The organism is Chryseobacterium sp. MYb264 (assembly GCF_035974275.1).
In the GTDB taxonomy this organism is placed as follows: Bacteria; Bacteroidota; Bacteroidia; order Flavobacteriales; family Weeksellaceae; genus Chryseobacterium.
In genome coordinates, this window is sequence record NZ_CP142422.1 from 470,048 (window position 1) to 489,869 (window position 19,822).

General features: G+C 35.3%; 19 protein-coding genes and 1 tRNA gene. 8 read left to right on the forward strand and 12 right to left on the reverse strand.

Features of this window, described 5'->3' with window-relative positions; all coding sequences use genetic code 11:
- Nucleotides 1-164 precede the first annotated feature (164 nt).
- The 4 genes from bglX to VUJ46_RS02030 all read right to left on the reverse strand — a co-directional run bounded on the left by bglX (nt 165) and on the right by VUJ46_RS02030 (nt 6,391).
- Complete coding sequence (gene bglX, locus VUJ46_RS02015) at nt 165-2,459, reverse strand: beta-glucosidase BglX (RefSeq protein WP_326983346.1); 2,295 nt, start codon at nt 2,457-2,459, stop codon at nt 165-167.
- A 272-nt stretch (nt 2,460-2,731) separates the two neighbouring features.
- A complete protein-coding gene (locus VUJ46_RS02020) occupies nt 2,732-3,217 on the reverse strand; it encodes a RidA family protein (protein ID WP_326983347.1) in 486 nt (161 codons plus the stop codon).
- A gap of 134 nt (nt 3,218-3,351) precedes the next feature.
- On the reverse strand, nt 3,352-4,980 hold the full coding sequence (locus tag VUJ46_RS02025; RefSeq protein WP_326983348.1) for a DUF6377 domain-containing protein: 1,629 nt from the start codon (nt 4,978-4,980) through the stop codon (nt 3,352-3,354).
- A 232-nt stretch (nt 4,981-5,212) separates the two neighbouring features.
- Entirely contained in the window at nt 5,213-6,391 is a 1,179-nt protein-coding gene (locus tag VUJ46_RS02030; protein WP_326983349.1) for an aminotransferase class I/II-fold pyridoxal phosphate-dependent enzyme, read from the reverse strand.
- Between the two features lie 224 nt (nt 6,392-6,615).
- Here VUJ46_RS02030 and VUJ46_RS02035 point away from each other — a divergent pair, with 224 nt between their 5' ends.
- From VUJ46_RS02035 to VUJ46_RS02060, 6 genes are all read left to right on the forward strand, one after another.
- Nucleotides 6,616-6,780: a hypothetical protein gene (locus VUJ46_RS02035; RefSeq protein ID WP_326983350.1), complete on the forward strand. Its 165-nt coding sequence runs from the start codon at nt 6,616-6,618 to the stop codon at nt 6,778-6,780.
- Nucleotides 6,781-6,906: 126 nt separating this feature from the next.
- Nucleotides 6,907-7,425, forward strand: a complete 519-nt coding sequence (locus VUJ46_RS02040) for a hypothetical protein (RefSeq protein ID WP_326983351.1) — start codon at nt 6,907-6,909, stop codon at nt 7,423-7,425.
- 82 nt (nt 7,426-7,507) lie between these two features.
- A complete protein-coding gene (locus VUJ46_RS02045; RefSeq protein ID WP_326983352.1) occupies nt 7,508-8,560 on the forward strand; it encodes a M28 family metallopeptidase in 1,053 nt (350 codons plus the stop codon).
- A gap of 95 nt (nt 8,561-8,655) precedes the next feature.
- Complete coding sequence (locus tag VUJ46_RS02050; protein WP_326983353.1) at nt 8,656-9,021, forward strand: glyoxalase; 366 nt, start codon at nt 8,656-8,658, stop codon at nt 9,019-9,021.
- A gap of 40 nt (nt 9,022-9,061) precedes the next feature.
- Complete coding sequence (locus VUJ46_RS02055; RefSeq protein ID WP_326983354.1) at nt 9,062-9,562, forward strand: endonuclease V; 501 nt, start codon at nt 9,062-9,064, stop codon at nt 9,560-9,562.
- Nucleotides 9,563-9,768: 206 nt separating this feature from the next.
- Complete coding sequence (locus VUJ46_RS02060; protein ID WP_326983355.1) at nt 9,769-10,566, forward strand: T9SS type A sorting domain-containing protein; 798 nt, start codon at nt 9,769-9,771, stop codon at nt 10,564-10,566.
- Nucleotides 10,567-10,659: 93 nt separating this feature from the next.
- Here the strand turns inward: VUJ46_RS02060 and VUJ46_RS02065 are convergent, their stop codons facing one another.
- Nucleotides 10,660-11,607: a 3',5'-cyclic-nucleotide phosphodiesterase gene (locus VUJ46_RS02065; protein WP_326983356.1), complete on the reverse strand. Its 948-nt coding sequence runs from the start codon at nt 11,605-11,607 to the stop codon at nt 10,660-10,662.
- 135 nt (nt 11,608-11,742) lie between these two features.
- Nucleotides 11,743-12,141, reverse strand: coding sequence for a VOC family protein (locus tag VUJ46_RS02070; RefSeq protein WP_326983357.1), 399 nt, complete (start codon nt 12,139-12,141; stop codon nt 11,743-11,745).
- 142 nt (nt 12,142-12,283) lie between these two features.
- Between VUJ46_RS02070 and VUJ46_RS02075 the strand changes: the two genes are divergently transcribed.
- Entirely contained in the window at nt 12,284-13,081 is a 798-nt protein-coding gene (locus tag VUJ46_RS02075; RefSeq protein WP_326983358.1) for an SDR family oxidoreductase, read from the forward strand.
- 157 nt (nt 13,082-13,238) lie between these two features.
- A complete protein-coding gene (locus VUJ46_RS02080; protein WP_326983359.1) occupies nt 13,239-14,153 on the forward strand; it encodes a helix-turn-helix domain-containing protein in 915 nt (304 codons plus the stop codon).
- Here VUJ46_RS02080 and VUJ46_RS02085 read toward each other — a convergent pair.
- The 6 genes from VUJ46_RS02085 to VUJ46_RS02110 form a co-directional block, all read right to left on the reverse strand.
- Nucleotides 14,150-15,064, reverse strand: coding sequence for a hypothetical protein (locus tag VUJ46_RS02085; RefSeq protein WP_326983360.1), 915 nt, complete (start codon nt 15,062-15,064; stop codon nt 14,150-14,152). The genes VUJ46_RS02080 and VUJ46_RS02085 overlap by 4 nt on opposite strands.
- 143 nt (nt 15,065-15,207) lie before the next feature.
- Nucleotides 15,208-15,525, reverse strand: a complete 318-nt coding sequence (locus tag VUJ46_RS02090; RefSeq protein WP_326983361.1) for a hypothetical protein — start codon at nt 15,523-15,525, stop codon at nt 15,208-15,210.
- A gap of 13 nt (nt 15,526-15,538) precedes the next feature.
- The gene (locus VUJ46_RS02095; RefSeq protein WP_326983362.1) at nt 15,539-16,297 is read right to left on the reverse strand and encodes a hypothetical protein; all 759 of its coding nucleotides are present in this window, start codon (nt 16,295-16,297) and stop codon (nt 15,539-15,541) included.
- Between the two features lie 26 nt (nt 16,298-16,323).
- Complete coding sequence (locus VUJ46_RS02100; RefSeq protein ID WP_326983363.1) at nt 16,324-17,328, reverse strand: hypothetical protein; 1,005 nt, start codon at nt 17,326-17,328, stop codon at nt 16,324-16,326.
- Between the two features lie 80 nt (nt 17,329-17,408).
- Nucleotides 17,409-17,480, reverse strand: a tRNA-Arg gene (locus VUJ46_RS02105).
- Nucleotides 17,481-17,516: 36 nt separating this feature from the next.
- Complete coding sequence (locus VUJ46_RS02110) at nt 17,517-18,950, reverse strand: S41 family peptidase (protein WP_326983364.1); 1,434 nt, start codon at nt 18,948-18,950, stop codon at nt 17,517-17,519.
- Between the last annotated feature and the right edge of the window lie 872 nt (nt 18,951-19,822).

Sequence of the window (19,822 nt, forward strand, 5' to 3'; positions counted from 1 at the left end):
AAAATGAGACGCAAAATAAATCCAAGAGAAAAAATACCTAACTAACTGTATCGCCCCAGATTTTTGCGTCTCAAAAAACAACTGTATAAAAATGTTGCTTTTGTGATAGCCGATAAAAAAAAACGGTTATTCACGAAGCAACTATATAATTGAAGAAATTATATCTATTGTAAAGTGAACTTCGCCTTTTTTACATCCTGACTGTTCGTTCCGATCATCACATCGAAGTCTCCGGGCTCTGTCACAAATTCCAAATCGTAGTTGTAGAATTTTAAAAGTTCAGGAGTGATTTTGAAAGTTACGGTTTTTGTTTCACCTGGTTTTAAAGCAATTTTTTCAAAACCTTTCAATTCTTTTACAGGGCGAGTAATGCTTCCTACAGTATCACGAATGTATAATTGAACGACTTCCTGACCTTGTAAAGAACCTTTGTTGGTTACGTCAATACTTGCGGTAATTGTTCCGTTTTGATCGATTTTATTGGAACTTAATTTAATATTTCCATATTCAAATTTCGTATAACTCAAACCATAACCGAAAGGATAAAGCGGATCGTTGCTCACATCAATATAATTCGATCTGAATTTCTCAAACCATTTTCCGTCAGCTAATGGTCTTCCGGTATTTTTATGATTATAATAAATCGGGATTTGTCCGACATTCTGAGGAAAGGTCATCGGTAATTTTCCGCTTGGGTTTACGTCTCCAAACAAAACATCTGCAATCGCTGGACCGGCTTCGGAACCTCCAAACCAAACATTCAGAATCGCCGGAACATTTTTTTGCTCCCAGTTTAAAGTTAAAGGTCTTCCGTCAAATACCACCAAAACAACAGGCTTTCCTGTTTTTACTAATTCGGCTAACAATTTCTGCTGAACCTCAGGAATATTAAGATCTGTTCTGCTGCTGGATTCCCCGCTAAATTCCGAAGATTCTCCCAAAGCAGCCACGATAACATCTGATTTTGAAGCGATGTCAAGTGCTTCTTTAATCATCTCTTCATCACTGCGCTTTTCATTTTCTCTTCCCAAACCACGTTCAAACATCGTTGCTCTTTTTTCAAGATCAGCATCAGCAGTCAAATGACTTCCTTTTGCATAAAGAACTTTCACGTTTTTCCCTGCAACCGACTGAATTCCTTCAACCAAAGTCGATGGTTTTTTCAAATCTACAGAAACGCTCCATGTTCCTGGCATATTGGATCGTGTATTAGCCAATGGACCGACAACTGCTATGGTTCCTTGTTTTTTTAATGGAAGAACATTGTCATTTTTCAGCAAAACGAAACTTTCTGCAGCAATTTTTCTAGCAAATTCTCTGTTTTCAGGCGTGTAAATGTCTTTTGCGGGTCGTTTTGTATCAATATATTTATAAGGATTGCTGAATAATCCCATTTTATATTTCGCTTCCAGAATGTAACGGCACGATTTATCGATGTCGGCTGTACTTACTTTTCCTTCGTCAAAAGATTTTTTTAAAGTGGCTAAATAACTTTCGCTTACCATATCCAGATCAACTCCCGCTTTCAGAGCTCTAGCAGAAACAGTTTGCAAATCTCCGATTCCGTGATCTACCATTTCACTCACTCCGGTATAATCGGTCATAATAAAGCCTGTGAAGCCCCACTGTTTTCTCAATACATCATCCAGAAGCCATTTGTTGGCAGAAGCAGGAATTCCATCAATATCATTAAATGAAGTCATTACACTTCCTACCCCCGCATCAACCGCCGCTTTGTATGGATACATATATTCATTGAACATTCTCTGGCGGCTCATATCCACCGTATTATAATCTCTTCCCGCCTCACTGGCACCATATAAAGCGTAATGCTTCACATTCGCCATAATCTGGGAGTTGGTTTTATACGTGTTGTCGCCCTGATAACCTTTTACTAACGCTTTGGCAATTTCACCGCCTAAAAACGGATCTTCACCATTTCCTTCAGAAACTCGTCCCCAACGTGGATCTCTCGAAACATCAACCATCGGACTGAAAGTTAAGCTAATTCCGTCTGCGCTTACTTCTTTTGCTGCGATTCTAGCAGACTGTTCGATCGCTTTTGGATTCCACGTTGCTGCCAATCCTAAAGGTATCGGGAAGCCTGTTTCGTAACCGTGAATAACATCCAGCGCAAAAAACAACGGAATTTTCAAACGGCTTTCTTCCACCGCCACTTTCTGGATTTCCTTAATTTTTTCAACACCTTTCAGATTAAGAATAGCCCCTACATTTCCTTTTCTTACCTTATCTGCAATGTTGCTGTTTTTAGCCTGTCCCGTCGTTACATCTCCGCCGCCCGGAAAATTAAGCTGACCAATTTTCTCTTCAATCGTCATTTTACTCATCAGTTCGGTGATGAATTTATCCATTTTTACCTTTTCAGATGGAGCAATAGTCTGAGCATCTACTTTGAATATACTTGCCGCAATACAAGCCGCGATAACAACCCTTTTCATTATTAAAAAAATATAAATTAAATGTTAAGTGAACCGTTCAGGGCAAAACTAAAATTTATAACAAACGAAATCGGGATGGAAAGCTAAAAAGTAGTGGTTTTAAAATTTAAATATTTGAAAATTAATTAGTTGTTTAAATTTATAAGATTGAAAATGTAGCGGTTTTATAAAAAAACAGATTGAATTGAAGTCATTTTTTCGATGATTTTATCTCTTTTTTGAACCAATTTTCTGACTGAGTTCCTAAATTTTCACTAAAATGGAAAGCCCGGTTATTTTTTCAAAAAAGCGATAGCATCCACTTCGATCATCATTCCGTCCAAAGCCAATCTTGGAACAGGAATTAATGTGCTTGCCGGGAAATTATTATTTTTCCAGGTATTGCGCATTTCTTCAGACCAGATTTTTAGTTTTTCCTGATCGTGGTCAACGATTAAAATCGTGATCTTAAGAACGTCTTTTACGCCAAGTCCATATTCTTTAAGGACAGCTTCGAGATTTTTTAACGAATATTTTACCTGCGTTCTGAAATCGGAGGAAAGATGATGATCCAGATCTTCACCACCGCTTTGCCCGGAAATGAAAACATATTGACCTTCCGTATTATTTGTAGTAGAATGCGAAAAAGCAAAAGGGGTAGGATCAAAAAGAGCAGTCGGATTTTTATTAGAAATTGAACTCGTTTTTGCAGTTTTATTTTTTTGTGAAAAAGCAAGAATTCCCAGGCAGAGAAATGATAATTGGAATAGTTTGTTCATTGTCTTATGTAAATATAAGCGCAAATGTAGGTGGGTATTATTTTGAAAAAATATACATATGTTGAGAGATTTTATTTTTATCAATGCTATATTTCCCGAATTCTATCATCTCATTTGAATTTTTATGAGTCAAATTATTTAGAAGCGATTTCTCCAATATTAGAAACCTCATTTTCAAACTGATCTCGCGATACCGCCGCCTTATTTCTGGTTTTGGTTCTGTAATTGTAAATCGTACTTAATGAATATCTGAGGAAAGCCGCGATTTTTACACTGTCGGTAATCCCTAATCGGATAAGCGCGAAAATCCTGAGTTCGGTATTTAAAAGTTCACCTTTTTTCAGAATAATTTTTTCTTCAGGAACGAGCAAAGAATTAAAATCATTAACAAAACTAGGATAAAGATTCAGGAAAATCTGATCGAAGTTTCTATACAGTTCTTCCAGTTCGTTTTCGATAATTGTATTCGATTTTAATGCTTTAAAAAGATCATCTAACTGGTTTTCTTTTGCTTTTTTATTTAAATTTTTACGATAATCTTCAATTTTATTGATGTAAGTGGAGCAGGTATCGAAAAAATACGCAATATATTCTTCTTTAATATGATTAGACTCTGACAATTGCTGATTCAGTTGCTGCAACTGATTATTGGTGTTGGTAATTTCAGCATTGGAAAGTGCTAGTTGATCGGTCGTTTCGGAGAGTTGTTCTTTGATCTTCGTTACTTTTTTCATCTGTCGGTAAATATAAACGATCAAAAAAGCAAGAATCAGAGTCAATAAACTGATCAGAATAAGATAGAGTTTCAACTGACTTTTAGACTCCGTTTCCTTGTCAACATATGCCTTATTGATGATGGAGTACATTTCCGAAATATTCAGCGTTCTGAATTTTACATTACAAAAAATAGCATCCTCAATAGCAGATTTTGTGAGGCGATAAGCGTTGTCGATATCTCCATTGTGATAAAAAATTAGGGCTAAGTTTTGATAAGAAGCATTGTCTTTTATCGCATTTTGAGTATCGGTAATGGCTGAAATAAGATAATATTTTAATTCATCATCCTGTTTGTTGTTCAGTTTGTAAACGTCACCTAAAAGATAAGCCGACATGGCGTAATCCAGGTTTTTTTTCTTGGATTCATTGATTAAATTATGAAGGGTTTTTTCAGCATCATCTAATTTTCCTTCATGAATAAATTTTTGAGAAAGATTGATTTTATACTGAACAGAAGACTTTGGAAGTACCATCAAAAGTGAATCGCGATACAATTCAATATTTTTTATTCCGTTAACATCATGAATATTGGTAGTATAATGCTCGAAAAATTTACTGTAAGTATCGTAATAATTTGCCTCCGTACTTTTATCTAATTTTTTTTTATTGATGCTTTTCAACAGATTTTCAGACTCTTTGTATTTTCCTAAAGTAGAGTAGAGATGAGCGAGCTGAAGACTCGATTCTGCTTTCATTTTAGAATTGTCAAGCTGTTCTGAAAGATCTATGTTTTTTTTAACATAATGGACCGCGGAATCAATTTGATATTGCTTGTACAGCTTATAAATATTCTCATTATTACGATACTGCTGTTCTGCATTCTGAAAATTATTTCTTTTTAGCCGGTCAATGGCTTCCTCTTTTTTTTTACTGTAGACTTCTTTCCTGCTGATTTCCAGATCGAGGGTTTTCAAAAGTTCCTGATTGGTTTGAGAAAAAACGGCAGTATAAGTGACGAAGCAAAGAAAAATTGAAATAACTTTCATGAAGATAAGATTTACACTGGTTTTGACATCAGCAACTGCAAAATTAGCTATTATTTTGGAAATGAAAAGATAGAGCTTTGATGAAGAAGAGGTGTGAGGTGAAACGGAAAATGACAATGGATACAGAATTATTGTAAAATGCTGGGAAGAATCTCTGTTGTTGGTTTGCTGGCGAAAGGTTGGCAGTCAGTATTTTAACTCTGATTGTGCATAAGAGCTCATTGAAATGTTTTCACAGTACATTTCGTAAATGTTCAAGTGCGCGGATGATCATCTCATCCTTACGGGCAAAGCTAAATCTCAGGTAGTCAGAATTAGTGGCTCCTTTGTAGAAAGCAGAAAGAGGAAGGCAGGCTACCTTTTTTTCGGTGGTGAGCCATCTTGAAAATTCAATATCAGATTTTATTTTGGATACAGCTCTGAAGTTAACGACCTGAAAGATACTACCCTCGGAGGTCTGTTCCACAAACAGAGGGGTATCTTTAAGCATCTGGTTAAAAATATCTCTTTTTTTCTGCATTAATTTCTGATTTTCAGAGGGATCAAATATTTCCAGGTATTTGGCAACAGCATATTGTCCGGGGGTATTGGCACCATAGGAAATATATTGCTGGTAGCATCTGAATCTCTGCGTCAATTCTTCTGAGGCTAACAAATAACTTACTTTCCAGCCGGTGGTATGAAACATTTTTCCAAATGAAAAAATACAGAATGTCCTTTTTCGTAGCTCAGGGTGAAGAAACGAACTATAATGCGAAGCCCCGTCGAAACAATAAATATCATAAATTTCCTCCGAAATAAGATAGATTTCCCGATCCTTAATTAATTCATACAATTTTTCCCAATCTTGTTTTGTCCATATTTTTCCTGTCGGATTTTGAGGTGAATTGACGATAATGGCTTTCGTTTTTTCAGATAGACAATTTTCAAGAAGATCCCAGTGCACGGTAAAATCACTTTCGAGATTATAATAAACAGGAGTGCCGCCATTCATCACGATGCAGGGTGCATAGGTATAGTAAGAAGGCTGGATGATAATAACTTCATCTCCTTGATTTAAAATGCATTTAAGTGAGGTATGTAAAGCAAAAGTAGAACATGGCAGAATCGTGATTTCATTTTCTTGAATGGATAAGCTGTTTTTTCTTTTAATATTATATTCAATAATATTTGTAACCAGGAGAGGATTTCCTGCGAGTGGTTCGTAATGGTGATGGTTTAGAGCAGCGGCTTCCTTAAGATATTCTTTCAAACGGTCATCAATGTCAAAATCGGGAAGACCTAACGAGAGATCAAAACTTTGGTGTTTAAATGCCAGTTCCGACATTTCGGTGAAAAACGTATATTGATTAAACTGATTCATATTTTCCATATCTCCTGCAATTATTTCAAATATAATAAAAATTGACATTCCATGTTTTTTTAAAAAATTTATATCATTTGTTTAATGATATTCGGTGGAATGGACTGGAATTTTGTTGAAATGTTAAATGGATCGTGTGTCCCTGAAAAAAATATTATGTACCACATTTTAATTTTCAGCCCCGGACTGGTATGCTTTTCGTTAGGATATTTTTAAGTTTTATTAAATAAACCTTAAATAGATTCACCATACAATCACCAAAATATTATATTATGAAAGTATCTACACCCTCAGAAAACATCACTTCGTATTTCAATAGGGAAATCGAGCGTCAGAAGGCAATTAAGGCATTGGAAAAGGCTAAAACAATCAAACGGAAAGTCGTTTTCCTGCCGATGGGAGCCACCGGAAATTTAAATATCAGAGAAGTCTTTTAGTTCGTTATTATCTCGTAAAATAAGCTGCTTTCGGGCAGCTTATTTTCATGTAGTCATGTTACTAAGTTTTAATATCTTTATACCGTCAATCATTAATACGATATTATGAAAATTAAACCGGCTAGGATGTTGTTAATTGCAAGTTTTCAATTATTAAGTATTTCTGTTTTCTCACAGAATAATGCCAATTTAAGCACTTTACTGGATAAAAATTCAGAATTTATTTTACCACAAACACAGGAAAATATTTCAAAAGTTTTAAAAATAAAACCTGAAATTTCTGTAGATGCCAATGAGGAAAAGTATGCTTCCTGGCGTACAAAATCAGGCCTCGAACTGTACAGCAGTTTAGGAAACGGTAAGATAAACGAAATATTTTTTGATATTCCTGATGATCAATTTATTATTGTAAGTGGGTTGCCATACCAACTGACCATCAATAAAACAACTGCTCAGGAGGTCAAGGCTACGTTTGCCAAATACAATCCTAAAAGTGAAAAATTGGGTGAGGACAGTTCGTTTTCGGGAGGTTCAAAATTAACGGTAAAAAAAGGAAAAAATTATCTGACCTTGCTTTTTGACCGTAAAAATCTTTTAAAATCTCTCAGCATCACGGAAAGCATTATTGATCCGGCAGCAAATTAATCGATCATGCGGAAAGATCCGTTAACTATCCCTCAATGTGATCTTTCTAAAATTGTTACTTTTAAATAAAATTTAATTAATAATGAAAAAAATACTCATACCACTATTTTCGGTTGCTGTGATGGTAAGTTGCGGAACTGCAAATGTTTCAAACGACGGAAATACCTCACAAAATTCTACTTCAACAAAAGTTCAAGGTGATAAAGCATTTCTATCTGCATATAAGGAGATTAAGGCTGATGACTTAAAGAAGAATTTATATGTAATTGCTTCGGATGAAATGGAAGGTAGAGATACGGGAAGTCCGGGACAGAAGAAGGCTGGTGAGTATATGATTAATTATTATAAAAACTTGGGAATTTCTTATCCGAAAGCCTTGGGATCGTATTATCAGAAGGTTCCTGCTGATTTTATGAAGAAAAGAGGTGGCGGAAATTTACCAGACTCTGAAAATATTTTAGCTTTTATTGAAGGAAGCGAAAAACCTAACGAAATTGTTGTTGTATCTGCGCATTACGATCACGTAGGAACTAAAAACGGAGTGGTTTATAATGGAGCAGACGACGATGGAAGCGGAACGGTTGCTGTGATGGAAATTGCCAAAGCTTTTCAAAGTGCTAAAAAAGCTGGGAAAGGTCCGAAAAGATCAATTCTTTTTCTTCACGTGACGGGAGAGGAGCATGGCTTATTCGGTTCTGAGTTTTATACCGATAATCCGGTTTTTCCGCTTGCCAATACAGTTGTTGATTTGAATATCGATATGATTGGTCGTGATGATCCTGAGAATAGAGGGAAACAGTATGTGTATGTTATTGGTTCTGAAATGTTAAGCTCTGAATTGAAGGTGATTAACGAAGCTGCCAATAAAAAAACAAACAATCTTGAACTGAATTATAAATACGACGATCCTAAGGATCCTGAGCAATTGTATTATCGTTCAGATCACTATAATTTTGCTAAAAATAATGTGCCTGTAGCATTTTTCTTTGACGGAATTCACGAAGATTACCACAAGCCAACGGATGATGTAGAGAAGATTGATTATCCGTTATTGCAAAAGAGAACACAATTGGTTTTCGCGACTGCTTGGGAAATTGCCAACAGAGAAGCCCGAATTGTTGTTGATAAAAAATAAAGGAATGAAAATGTTTAAGATTTAAACACGCTCTAAAATATAATAATAAAGCCCATGAGGGAATATCTTCTGTGCTTTTAATACAATCAGACAGCATGCAAAATGTAAAATCAATCCGTCCTTTCATCGGTTCACAAAACTTTGAAGAAAGCCGGAATTTTTATAAAGATCTCGGTTTTGAAGAAATTATTTTAGAACCAAAACTATCATTATTTACATGGCAAAGTATCAATTTTTATCTTCAGGATGCCTACGTGCAAGATTGGGTAGATAATACGATGCTTTTTATTGAAGTAGAAAATACAGACGATTTTTGGGAACATCTTTTAAGTTTAAATCTTACCGAAAAATATAAAAATGTAAAGCTAACTCCCGCTCGTACAATGCCTTGGGGAAAAGAATGTTTCGTTCACGATCCTGCGGGAATTTTGTGGCATTTTGGAGAGTTTTTCAAACAATAATTAAAATTTTACAAACTAATAACTATCACTATAATCTACAATGATTTACGCTTTCGACACTTACTATTACGATGATTACGCCAATACAATCTGTATTGCTTTTAAAGACTGGAATTCTGAACAGGAAACAGAAATTTTCACTGAAAAAACGCCCATCACTTCTGATTATGAAAGTGGTGCTTTTTACAAGCGAGAATTGCCTTGCATTTTAAGTTTATTAAATAAAATCAATCTTGAAAGTAATGACATTATCATCGTTGATGGATACGTTACTTTGAATGATGAAGGTAAAATAGGATTGGGAGGTTATCTTTATGAAGCTTTAGAACAAAAGTATCCAATTGTGGGGATTGCCAAAAATGGTTTTGCATCACCTGATGCCCAGAGAAGGGAAATTTTTCGTGGAGAAAGTAAAACCCCCTTATTCCTTACAGCTAAAGGAGCTGATGTTGATGAAATCAAACCTAAAGTAGAGCAGATGGACGGTGATTTCCGTATTCCGACCTTGTTAAAAAAGCTTGATCAGTTAACAAGGCTGTAATTTAATATTCTTACAAAGGATTTATTATCGCTTAAAAGCATCAATTCGATGAAATATGGATTACAGTTTCATCGAATTTATTTTATAACATTCTCATAAACAGATCTATTCTTTTAAATGTTATTTTACTGATAAATATCATAAGTTTCTTATTTTTATTAATTCTAAATAAATATAAATTTGTCATCAGTAAAAACAAAGTATTCATGAAGGAATTATCTCTACTGTTTTCATTGGGCTTTTGTGTGGCGATGCATGCACAAGGTCAGTATTGCCAGCCAACCTTTCAGTATGGTTCGGATAGCAATATGATAACTCAGGTTACATTTGGATCTATCAGTAAAACCTCTCCGTTTCAGTCGGGAAGTACGCCGGTATATGAAGATTTTACCAGTCTTTCGGCAGATGTAGTGACAGGAAATAGTTATGAGATTGCTGTTAAAGGACCTTCGAGCAGTTTTCCAAGTGACGTGACGGTTTTTATAGACTTTAATCAGAACGGAAGCTTCGATGATGCCGGTGAAAGCTTTTATATAGGGCGTTTAGCATCTGCTAATCCTGCGAATGCATTTACGGTAACTGGGCAGATTGCAATTCCTGCGGATGCTGTGGCGGGAACCACGAGAATGAGAGTTCTTAAGAATTCAAATGTCGCAGCGTATTCAGATGCCAATGCAGCCAGTACAATCACCAGTGCGTGTCAGAGTTTAAGATCGGGGCAGGCGGAAGATTATACCATAAACATTGCATTAGGGGCACTGTCAACTGTTGAAACTCAAAGGAACAGTGGTCTGAAAATATATCCTAATCCAACAAAGGATATTGTGTATATTCAGACCTCAGAAAGACCGGAGAGATACGAGGTATACAATTTGGCAGGTCAAAAAATTTCGGAAGGAAAAGATCATTGGATCGACATGAATAATTTTTCAGCAGGAACTTATTTAATTAAAATTCAGACTAAAAACCATAAAATCATTACAGAAAAAGTGATCAAAAAGTAAAAACACATATCTAATCATATCCATATCAATTTTTGTTTTTTTCAAACCGGCGAGCCATATTCGCCGGTTTATTTTTATGTTTAAATCTAGATATTACAATACAATTTTTTCTCCCTGAACCGGAAAAATATAGTTTGCATTTGGGTTTTTCTGATCTTTTAATTGCTGTTTCATTTTTTCAATATTATCATCCACAGGTTTCATGTGAGTGATGATGACAGGTACCTGCTTCAACTTTTCGGGCTTACAGAAAGTATTTAACGTATTTAATTCTTCTTGCAGTAATTTTGGAGTTAAATGACCAAACAAAGCTTTTTCAGGCTGTTCATTCGGAAATGAAACTTCGATTAAAATTCCTTTCAACTGATTAGAATTGATAAGCGGAGCCACCTGTTTCCACAAATTTTGAAGTTTGTCGCTTTGCTCTACGCGGTCACTGCCTGTATCTCCAAGATAAAGCAAATACTCTTTTCCGTGACGAAGCAGAAAGGCGGTGCTTTCATAAGGTTTTACATGACTTAAAGGAAAAGCTGTAACCTCCATTTCTGTATTGGTAACAGGTATTTCTGTCCCTGATGTAAGGGTAACCAAACTGTATTTATTAAGACGGGGAGCGTCTCCGGCATTGGTGAAATTCGCCCAGGTTCTCCACGAAAAATGATCCTCTGCCAAAATTTTAGCAACCGGCGGTAATGCATAAATATATTTCTTAGAATCATCCGGACTGTTGATAACCATTCCGCTTACATGATCGAGATGCCCGTGAGAGATCATATATCCTTTAATATTATTTTGAAGGACTTCTGCAGCCGTTTTGCCGGAAAAATTTCCTTTTTCGATAGCTTTCTGAATTCCTGCACGTAAAGTTCCGGCATCTAACGCGACATAATTTTCAGAATTTAACGGTGCCGCCATATAGCTGGAAAGATTACTTTCGTCACCGCCTCCGTAAGTACCTAAAGGGATGATTTTAAAACTGTTTTGTGCTGAATAAAGAGCGGCCGACATAAGCATTGCCAGACCAAATACTTTTTTTATCATAGAATGATCGATATGTATTGTATGAATTTTCAAAAAAAGATAAACCATACAATGAATGTAACTTAAAAAAACTTCTGCAAAATTAGGAATTTACATTGGTTCGGCTTAGGAAAGCATATCATTTTAATGTTAAAATTACATTCCCGGCCAATACAGCACATTAAATTTATGATGGTCAGGATCGGAGAAGCCAAAGGTATAACCTTCACCAATCTCATAAGGTTCAGCGAATACTTTTCCACCAGCTTGTATTACTTGTTCTTTCCATGCATTAACTTCTTTTTTACTGTCAGCAGAAATACTGAATATAATTTCGTTATCGGATTGTAAATCTGAAAATTTTAACTTGGCATTGCTTTCAATAATATGCTTCAGGAAAAAATTAATGATAAAATTATTTTCACCGAAAGAAAAACTTACGAGTTCTTTGGATTCCTCGGAACCACTGACTGTAAAGCCTAATGTGGTATAGAAATCTCTTGTTCTTTTTAAGTCTGAAACGGCAAGATTTGCCCATATTCGTTTCGTTTTCATAAGGTTTGAATTTAAATTAATTGATAAACAAAGAATGAAATTTTTAGACCAATTCATTTTGGCTACATCATCATCCGTTTTGGCAACTTTAATGTTTTCGTAAGTGCAGACCTTTGTCATGTAAAATTTAAACAATAAAAAAATGAAAACAATTTTCATCACAGGAGCCTCAACAGGTTTAGGAAAAACAACAGCAAAATTATTTCAAAGCAGAGGATGGAACGTGATTGCAACCATGAGAAATCCGGATGCTGAAACAGAGCTTACTCAATTGGAAAACGTGACACTTCTTCCGTTAGACGTTACGAATCTGGAACAAATAAAATCTACGATACACAAAGCGCTGGAGATTACGGATATTGATTTGGTCTTTAACAATGCAGGATACGGCTTGATCGGTCCATTAGAATCTTTAAGCGATGACCAGATTATCCGTCAACTGGATACGAATTTATTAGGCGTCATTCGTGTGACCAAAGAATTTATCCCTTATTTCAGAGAAAGAAAAAGAGGAATGTTTATTACCACAACATCTATTGGCGGATTGGTTACTTTCCCTATTTCATCAACTTATCATGCAACAAAATGGGCACTGGAAGGATGGAGCGAAAGTCTTGCCTTTGAATTGAATACTTTTGGAATTGATGTAAAAACCGTTTCTCCGGGAGGAATTAAAACCGATTTTATTACAAGATCTTTGGATATGGGAACCCACCCGGAATATCAGGGAATGATTGATAAAATGATGTCGGGAACGGATGCTATGATGGAAACTGCTTCTGAGCCGGAAGTAATCGCTGAAGTGGTATATGAGGCGGCTACAGATGGTAAAAAACAGTTGAGATATCAGGCTGGGGAAGATGCAAAAGCTTTATTTGCACAGCGTATAGAGTTGGGAGCTGAAGCTTTCAGAGAAGAATTTGGAAAACAGTTTATTTAAAAAATAATGTGAAAGTAGAGTGTGTTAGGGTATTAGAGTATTAGTGTCAGAGGGTTTAAGTATATTTAAAAGATGTCTACTACTAAAACGCTAATACTCTCAAACACTCAAACACTCAAACTCAAAAACTCTCCCACATAATTCATACCTTTATATTATGGAAAAAAAAGATCATTCTCCATTGAAAATTTCGGCGATTGCTGAATTACACACGATTTTACAGCTTCCGAAGCCGCTTCATCCGCTAATCAGTTTGGTGAACAATACAGAAATGGAAGTCGATAAATGTTATCTCGACCGCAGTTTTACCTTAGGTTTTTATAAAGTTTCCTATAAATTTTCTGAAAACGGGAAAATGGGCTACGGACAGGGCTATTATGATTTTAATGAAGGCGGAATGATGTTTACCGCTCCGAATCAGGTGCTGGCAACGGATGAAAATGCGAAGTATTTCGGATATACTTTATTTATTCATCCTGATTTTTTAAGAAATTATCCTTTAGCGAAAAATATCAGGAATTACGGTTTCTTTTCTTATGATACGAATGAAGCCCTGCATTTATCTGACAAGGAAAAAACATTGATTGTCGGGCTACTTGAAAATATTAATGATGAACTGAATACAGCTATTGATGAAGTAAGTCAGGATGTAATCATTTCTTATATTGAGGTTTTATTGAATTACAGCAACCGTTTTTATAAAAGACAGTTTATCACAAGAAAAGTGGTAAACCATAATGTTTTAACCCAAATGGATGACCTTCTGAATGATTATTTTAATCAACAGGAAACACTGAATAAAGGTTTGCCGACCGTAGAATTTTTGGCTTCAGCATTAAATTTATCGCCTCATTATTTAAGTGATATGCTTAGAAACCTGACAGGTCAAAATGCCCAGAAACACATCCACGAAAAACTCATTGAGAAAGCCAAAGAATACCTTACAACAACGAATTTTTCGGTATCGGAAGTCGCCTATCAGTTAGGATTTGAGCATTCGCAGTCTTTCAATAAATTATTTAAAAAGAAAACAAATACCACTCCCTTAAGCTATAAACAGTCTTTTAATTAATCCAATGGCCTTCCATAAGGATAGTGCAGCCATTCATTAACGAAATAATACACTTTCTCGCGGTCTTCAGGCATTGAAATCAGCTGTTTAATGATTTCCGTGGTTTCACTTTTAGGATTTTCTTTGATGAAACGATGGTATTCCTGAAGATTTTCAGGTGTAAATCCTCCTTCATCATTTTGTGTTGAACTGTTATCGGAGCCTAAAAGATAAGCATATCTATACCTCTGAAGTTCTTCATGAACCTTGGTTTTAAGTTGGGAAGCCGGAAATTCCTGAAGAAATTTTTCGCGAACTTCAACACGTTTCGCCACATCTTTCCAAGGAATGGATATAGCAGCATCCGACTGGAATAAGACCTTATCTTCCTCAGTGATCATATTCAGGTAATTCTGATAATCCGCCGTCAGTTTACCGTTAAAAATAGCATAATAAAAATCGGGAAACATCCGAAGCTCGGTATACGCTTCTCCTACATCCCAGAACTCAATTCCTGTCTGTGTATAGCGGTTTACCAGTTTTTTATACTTTTCCGGAACCTTCAGGGTGGTTGTCTCTGTATCCGGATTATATTGATTAAACTGAAAAAAATCATCCAGAAGATTGGTTCTTTTCAGCGTTAATAAGGCCAAAGCAGAATCATTTTCCTTTTTATAATGCTCATAGATGAGGTCATTCTTTTGTGGTGACGAACCATTCAGAATACTGATAATTTCACTCTTCCGATGTTGAATATGATCTAAAATTTCATCTTCCGATTTTGAAGCATCCAAAAAAACAGGAGGCAAGGGAAAGCTGGTTTGAGTATTGTTGACCTTTATTTCTTCTTCGGGTTTCCCTGCTACTTTTTCTTCTTTTTTACAGGAATGAAACAGAGAGATTAATGCAACGCTTACTATAATTTTTTTCATGGATTTAATTGTAGATATTTAAAATTTGTGCTTAACAGTCATGCATTTCATACTGTACGTTATCGTATTTTTCTTCGTAAGGTTTTATGGTTTTGCTGTTGGTCGGCACTTTTTTCAGATTAACATTTAATTTCTTATTGCCGTCAGGAGATATCCAAGAAGCCTTTTAATGTTTCACCCACTTTTTTTACGCTTATGATTCCGGTAATGCCACCTTCTACCATAACCAGGCGGTTTTCTTCATCATCCGAAATGTCCAGATACAGCCAGTTGCTTACCTTATCATATTTATACATTCCTGAATAATTTGTTGTCGGACAGCCGGAAACTTCCTCCACAAGATACAGCGTCACAGGAAATTGATCAATTGTTCCTTTAAAAAGATGTTTCTTGATTTCCTGAGCTGATATTTTGCTAAAGCAGAATAAAGCAGCTGCGATTAATAAAGTTTTTATTTTCATAATTAAATATTTTTTATTTCCACCATTGTCTTTTTTCCATTTTTTTGCCGAGTTCGTAGTCTTTTTCAGTCTCTCCGGCAAGATTTAAAATATAATATTTCCAGCCTTTGTCCCAATATTTCGGATCCGGTGAAAATTCGCCGGCACCCATGTCCAGATTTCCGCTGTCAGGAATTCTAAAATCTCCGAATCTTACTTTTTTGGACTGATGGGTTTTAAAGCTTGTCCATGTTCCTTTAAACTGATTATTATGGAAGCTGTCGGCATAAGAGGACAGGGAATTATATTCTATACCTTTCTTTTGATCCCATATAAATTTAACCTTCAGTTCCCCTTTAAATACTCCGGTAGCTGAAAGCTTGGAATCTTCTTTAAATTCAGCTTTGCATAAGGCATAACCTTCCCATACATTCGGCAAGTCAATATTTTTGAAAATTTCTGATTGAGTGACAGATAAAGTCCCTTTAAAACTTCGGATGTTATTTTTTACCATTGTTTTTCCTTCAATAGTATACTCGTAAGGATTTTTTACACTTCTTTCAATTTTGGTAAAATGAATATAAAATCTCTGATAATCCTCTCCAATATATCCTATAGGTTCAGGGCGCTGAATGATTACTTCCGGTTCTTCATAATTGGAAAAGGAAGCTGCATTAATGATTTTTGAAATATCATAGTTTCCGATTTCAGAATAAAAATTTTTATTGGTGTTCTGAGCATGGGTAAAACAGATGCTTAGAAATAAAAAAAGAGTCGATAATTGAATATTCATGTGTTGGTGTTTTTGTAAGTAGAATTTTATTTTTTATTAAAAATGATTTTACTGAGGTCAATTTCATAGGAAGAATCATCTTCATAAGTGATTTTCAAAGTGTGTTCGGTCACAAGTTCTATATTTTTATTACAAAAATGGGCGCAACTTTCGACAATAACCGGGAAGTAGAGCTTTTTCTTTTTATCGTAAGCTAAAAGATCTCCCCGAAAGTAGGTTCCTATAATATAACGGTCGTTTTCAATACTATTTTCAGGTGTTCCCAAAATTGAAAACAGATCTTCTTTGTAATAGGTAGAATAGATCCTGTCCAATTCCCCGATATTTCCAGCGCCAAAATGAGTCTCCTGACCATTATCTTTCGCCCATTTCTCCTGATAGTTTTTATAATTATTCGGATTTTTCTCGCTTAAGGTGGGATGATAAATAAGTTTCGATTCTTTTGCCAGTTGATAAAGAAGACTCCGGATCGGTTTATTATTTTTTATTTTCTGATCTTCAGTAAAATCACCTTTTATACATTCATCACAAGAAGAAGTGGGATAGCCTGAATACATGAGTTCAGCATAATCGTCTGTATTATTTTTATTGATTGCCCAAAACTGAACCATTTGATCAGGTATCGCTTTTCCCATATTTTCTGTATGGGCTGAAAGAAGAAGATAATGGGCATCATTCAACTGGTGGGATGAAATACTGGCGCTGTCAATGCTGAAGTATGACCATTCTATTGCAGCCAGGTCTCTGCTTTTTATTTTCTTAAAATGATTATTTTCAAAACGGAATTGCTCTACCTTAAGGATATTTAGTGTATCTGCGTATAGATATTTTCCTCGGGGCTCTTTGCTTTGAACCCAAATTCTAAAAATACCATCTTTATTCTTTTCTATAAAAATGCTATTTCTGGATAAACTGTCAGGTATTTGAAAATTTTCAACCAAATTTTTATCGACAACTTCCGTTCGAGTTGATTTTTCCTTTGTACAGGAAATTAATACAGAAGCAATAAGAATAAGTATAACTTTTTTCATGTGTTCTTTGGATATTGCTAAGATAAGATATTTTCCAAAATAAACGGAATACTGTCTGTATTGATGTTTCTAAGCTTTTGTGATCTCATCAGGGATCGAACCTGAATCTAAAGTTTAGGAAACTTTCGTTCTATCCATTGAACTATGAGACCTCACCGCTTAAAATTACAATTTTTTGTCGAAAAAGTTTACTCTAAAATCCATTTTGAAGCAGACAAAATATCTGCATCCGTATTACTTTCTTTGATAGATTCAACGGGATAATCGGGTTGTATTTTTTCGGTATATTCCTTTCCGTTTCTATCCATTTCAAATGAAGCGGCCAAGTGGAACGTTTTGCCATCACTTAATTGATAATCTTGGTTGGCACTTGTATAACCCGCGGAAGGCTGTCCGAAAGTTTTAACATTGCTTTTTCCGATAAATGAAATCGCAGTGGCTTCTCCGCTACTGGCTGTTCTGGGACCAATTAAAACGGCAATTTTCTGGTTAGGATTTTTAATGCTGTAAGGATTTGGAACTTTAATGTCGTATGATTTACCATCCTGATATTTCCAAGATTTCTTTTTGCTGCCATCGGTAAAATATCCTAAAATTCCATTTCCAATCAACGGACCGAGACCTACAATCATCGGGTACATATTTCCTCCGGTATTGGTTCTTAAATCTACGATCCAGCCTTTTACCGAATTTTCAGAATCCAGCTTTTTGATCATCTGCTGAATTTTTTCAGCAAAAGCATTGCCTACCTCTTTATTTACCGAAGAATAAGCCGGAACCATGACGTAGCCAATATTCTGATCGATCAATTTACTTTCAGGCTCTTTTCCAATAAAATTAGATGTTCTTTTTTGCTCTGCCTTTTCTTTATTATCAATGAAAGAGTGGTTATCTCCGACATTTTTTAATGCCTTCAGAATATATTGCAAAGCTGGTGTAGTATCTTCAGCAGTCTGCATATTCATAGAGATTTTCTGAAGATTTGCATCAAGAAGTTTCCAATCTATTTTTTCTTTATAGATTGAATTTTTCTTAACGATATTTTTAAACTCATTAATATAGTCCAACGCAATTTTAGAGGAAGGAATAGTTGAAAAAGGAACTTCTGTAACGGCAAAATCATCAAACCATACTTTACCGCTTCCCGACAGCAAACCTCCCATCACAAAATATTGGGTATCGTCATCTACTGTAAATTCTAAAGTATACTTTTTCCAATCGGTATTCACCATAATTTTATTCTGCATGGAGGAATTAGCAAAGTCGATCATTGTTTTTTCATCTTTCCTAACCTGATTCCAGAATATAATATCACCGTTTATATTTTCAGATTTTATATAAGTGCTGAGTTCAATGTTTCTCAAGCCTTTTCCGGGAACAGAAACCCGTTGGGAAAAAGTCTGTACCTGATCCGAGGTTGCATTTTCTGCTGATATCGTCAAAGATCGCGATCCCGAGTGGCTAGTGGAAGAGTCTGCTTTTATCTGGTAAGGATTGCCTGCTTTGTATTTCCAGCCTGAGGCAATTCCGTTTTCTATTGATTCAAATCCTGGGTTTGTTATCTGAGCCTGCATCGATAATCCGCCAAAGACAGCGAAGATGCTTAGAATAATATATTTCATTAGTTTTTTAAAACTTAAAAATAAAATATTGTCATGAAATACGGGAGTATTTATGAAAATTTAACTTGAATTCAATACTGAATTTATCGCCACGAATTCGCGAATATTTTTTATTTCCACGGATCGCTCAGATTTTCACACGTACTGCTGTCTTTGTTGGTTTTTCGCAAAGACGCAAAGATATTTTTTAATACTCAATGTTTTTAAGGCGCAAGGATTTTATCAAAGATAAAATTGAGGACAGTATATTATGGCTACGAATTCGCGAATATTTTTATTTCCCACGGATAGCACAGATTTTCACACGTACTGCTGTCTTTGTTGGTTTTTCGCAGAGACGCAAAGATTTTTTTTAATACTTGATGTTTTTAAGGCGCAAGGATTTTATCAAAGATAAAATTGAGGGCAGTATATTATCGCCACGGATACTCGAATATTTTTATTCCCCACAGATCGTGCAGATTTTCAAAGATGCTGCTCTATTTGTTGGTTTTTCGCAAAGCCGCAAAGATATTTTTTAATACTCAATGTTTTTAAGGCGCAAGGATTTTATCAAAGATAAAATTGAGGGCAGTATATTATGGCTACGAATACGCGAATATTTTTATTTCCCACCGATCGCTCAGATTTTCACATGTACTGCTGTCTTTGTTGGTTTTTCGCAGAGACGCAAAGATTTTTTTTAATACTTGATGTTTTTAAGGCGCAAGGATTTTATCAAAGATAAAATTGAGGGCAGTATATTATCGCCACGGATACTCGAATATTTTTATTCCCCACAGATCGTGCAGATTTTCAAAGATGCTGCTCTATTTGTTGGTTTTTCGCAAAGCCGCAAAGATATTTTTTAATGCTTTATGTTTTTAAGTCGC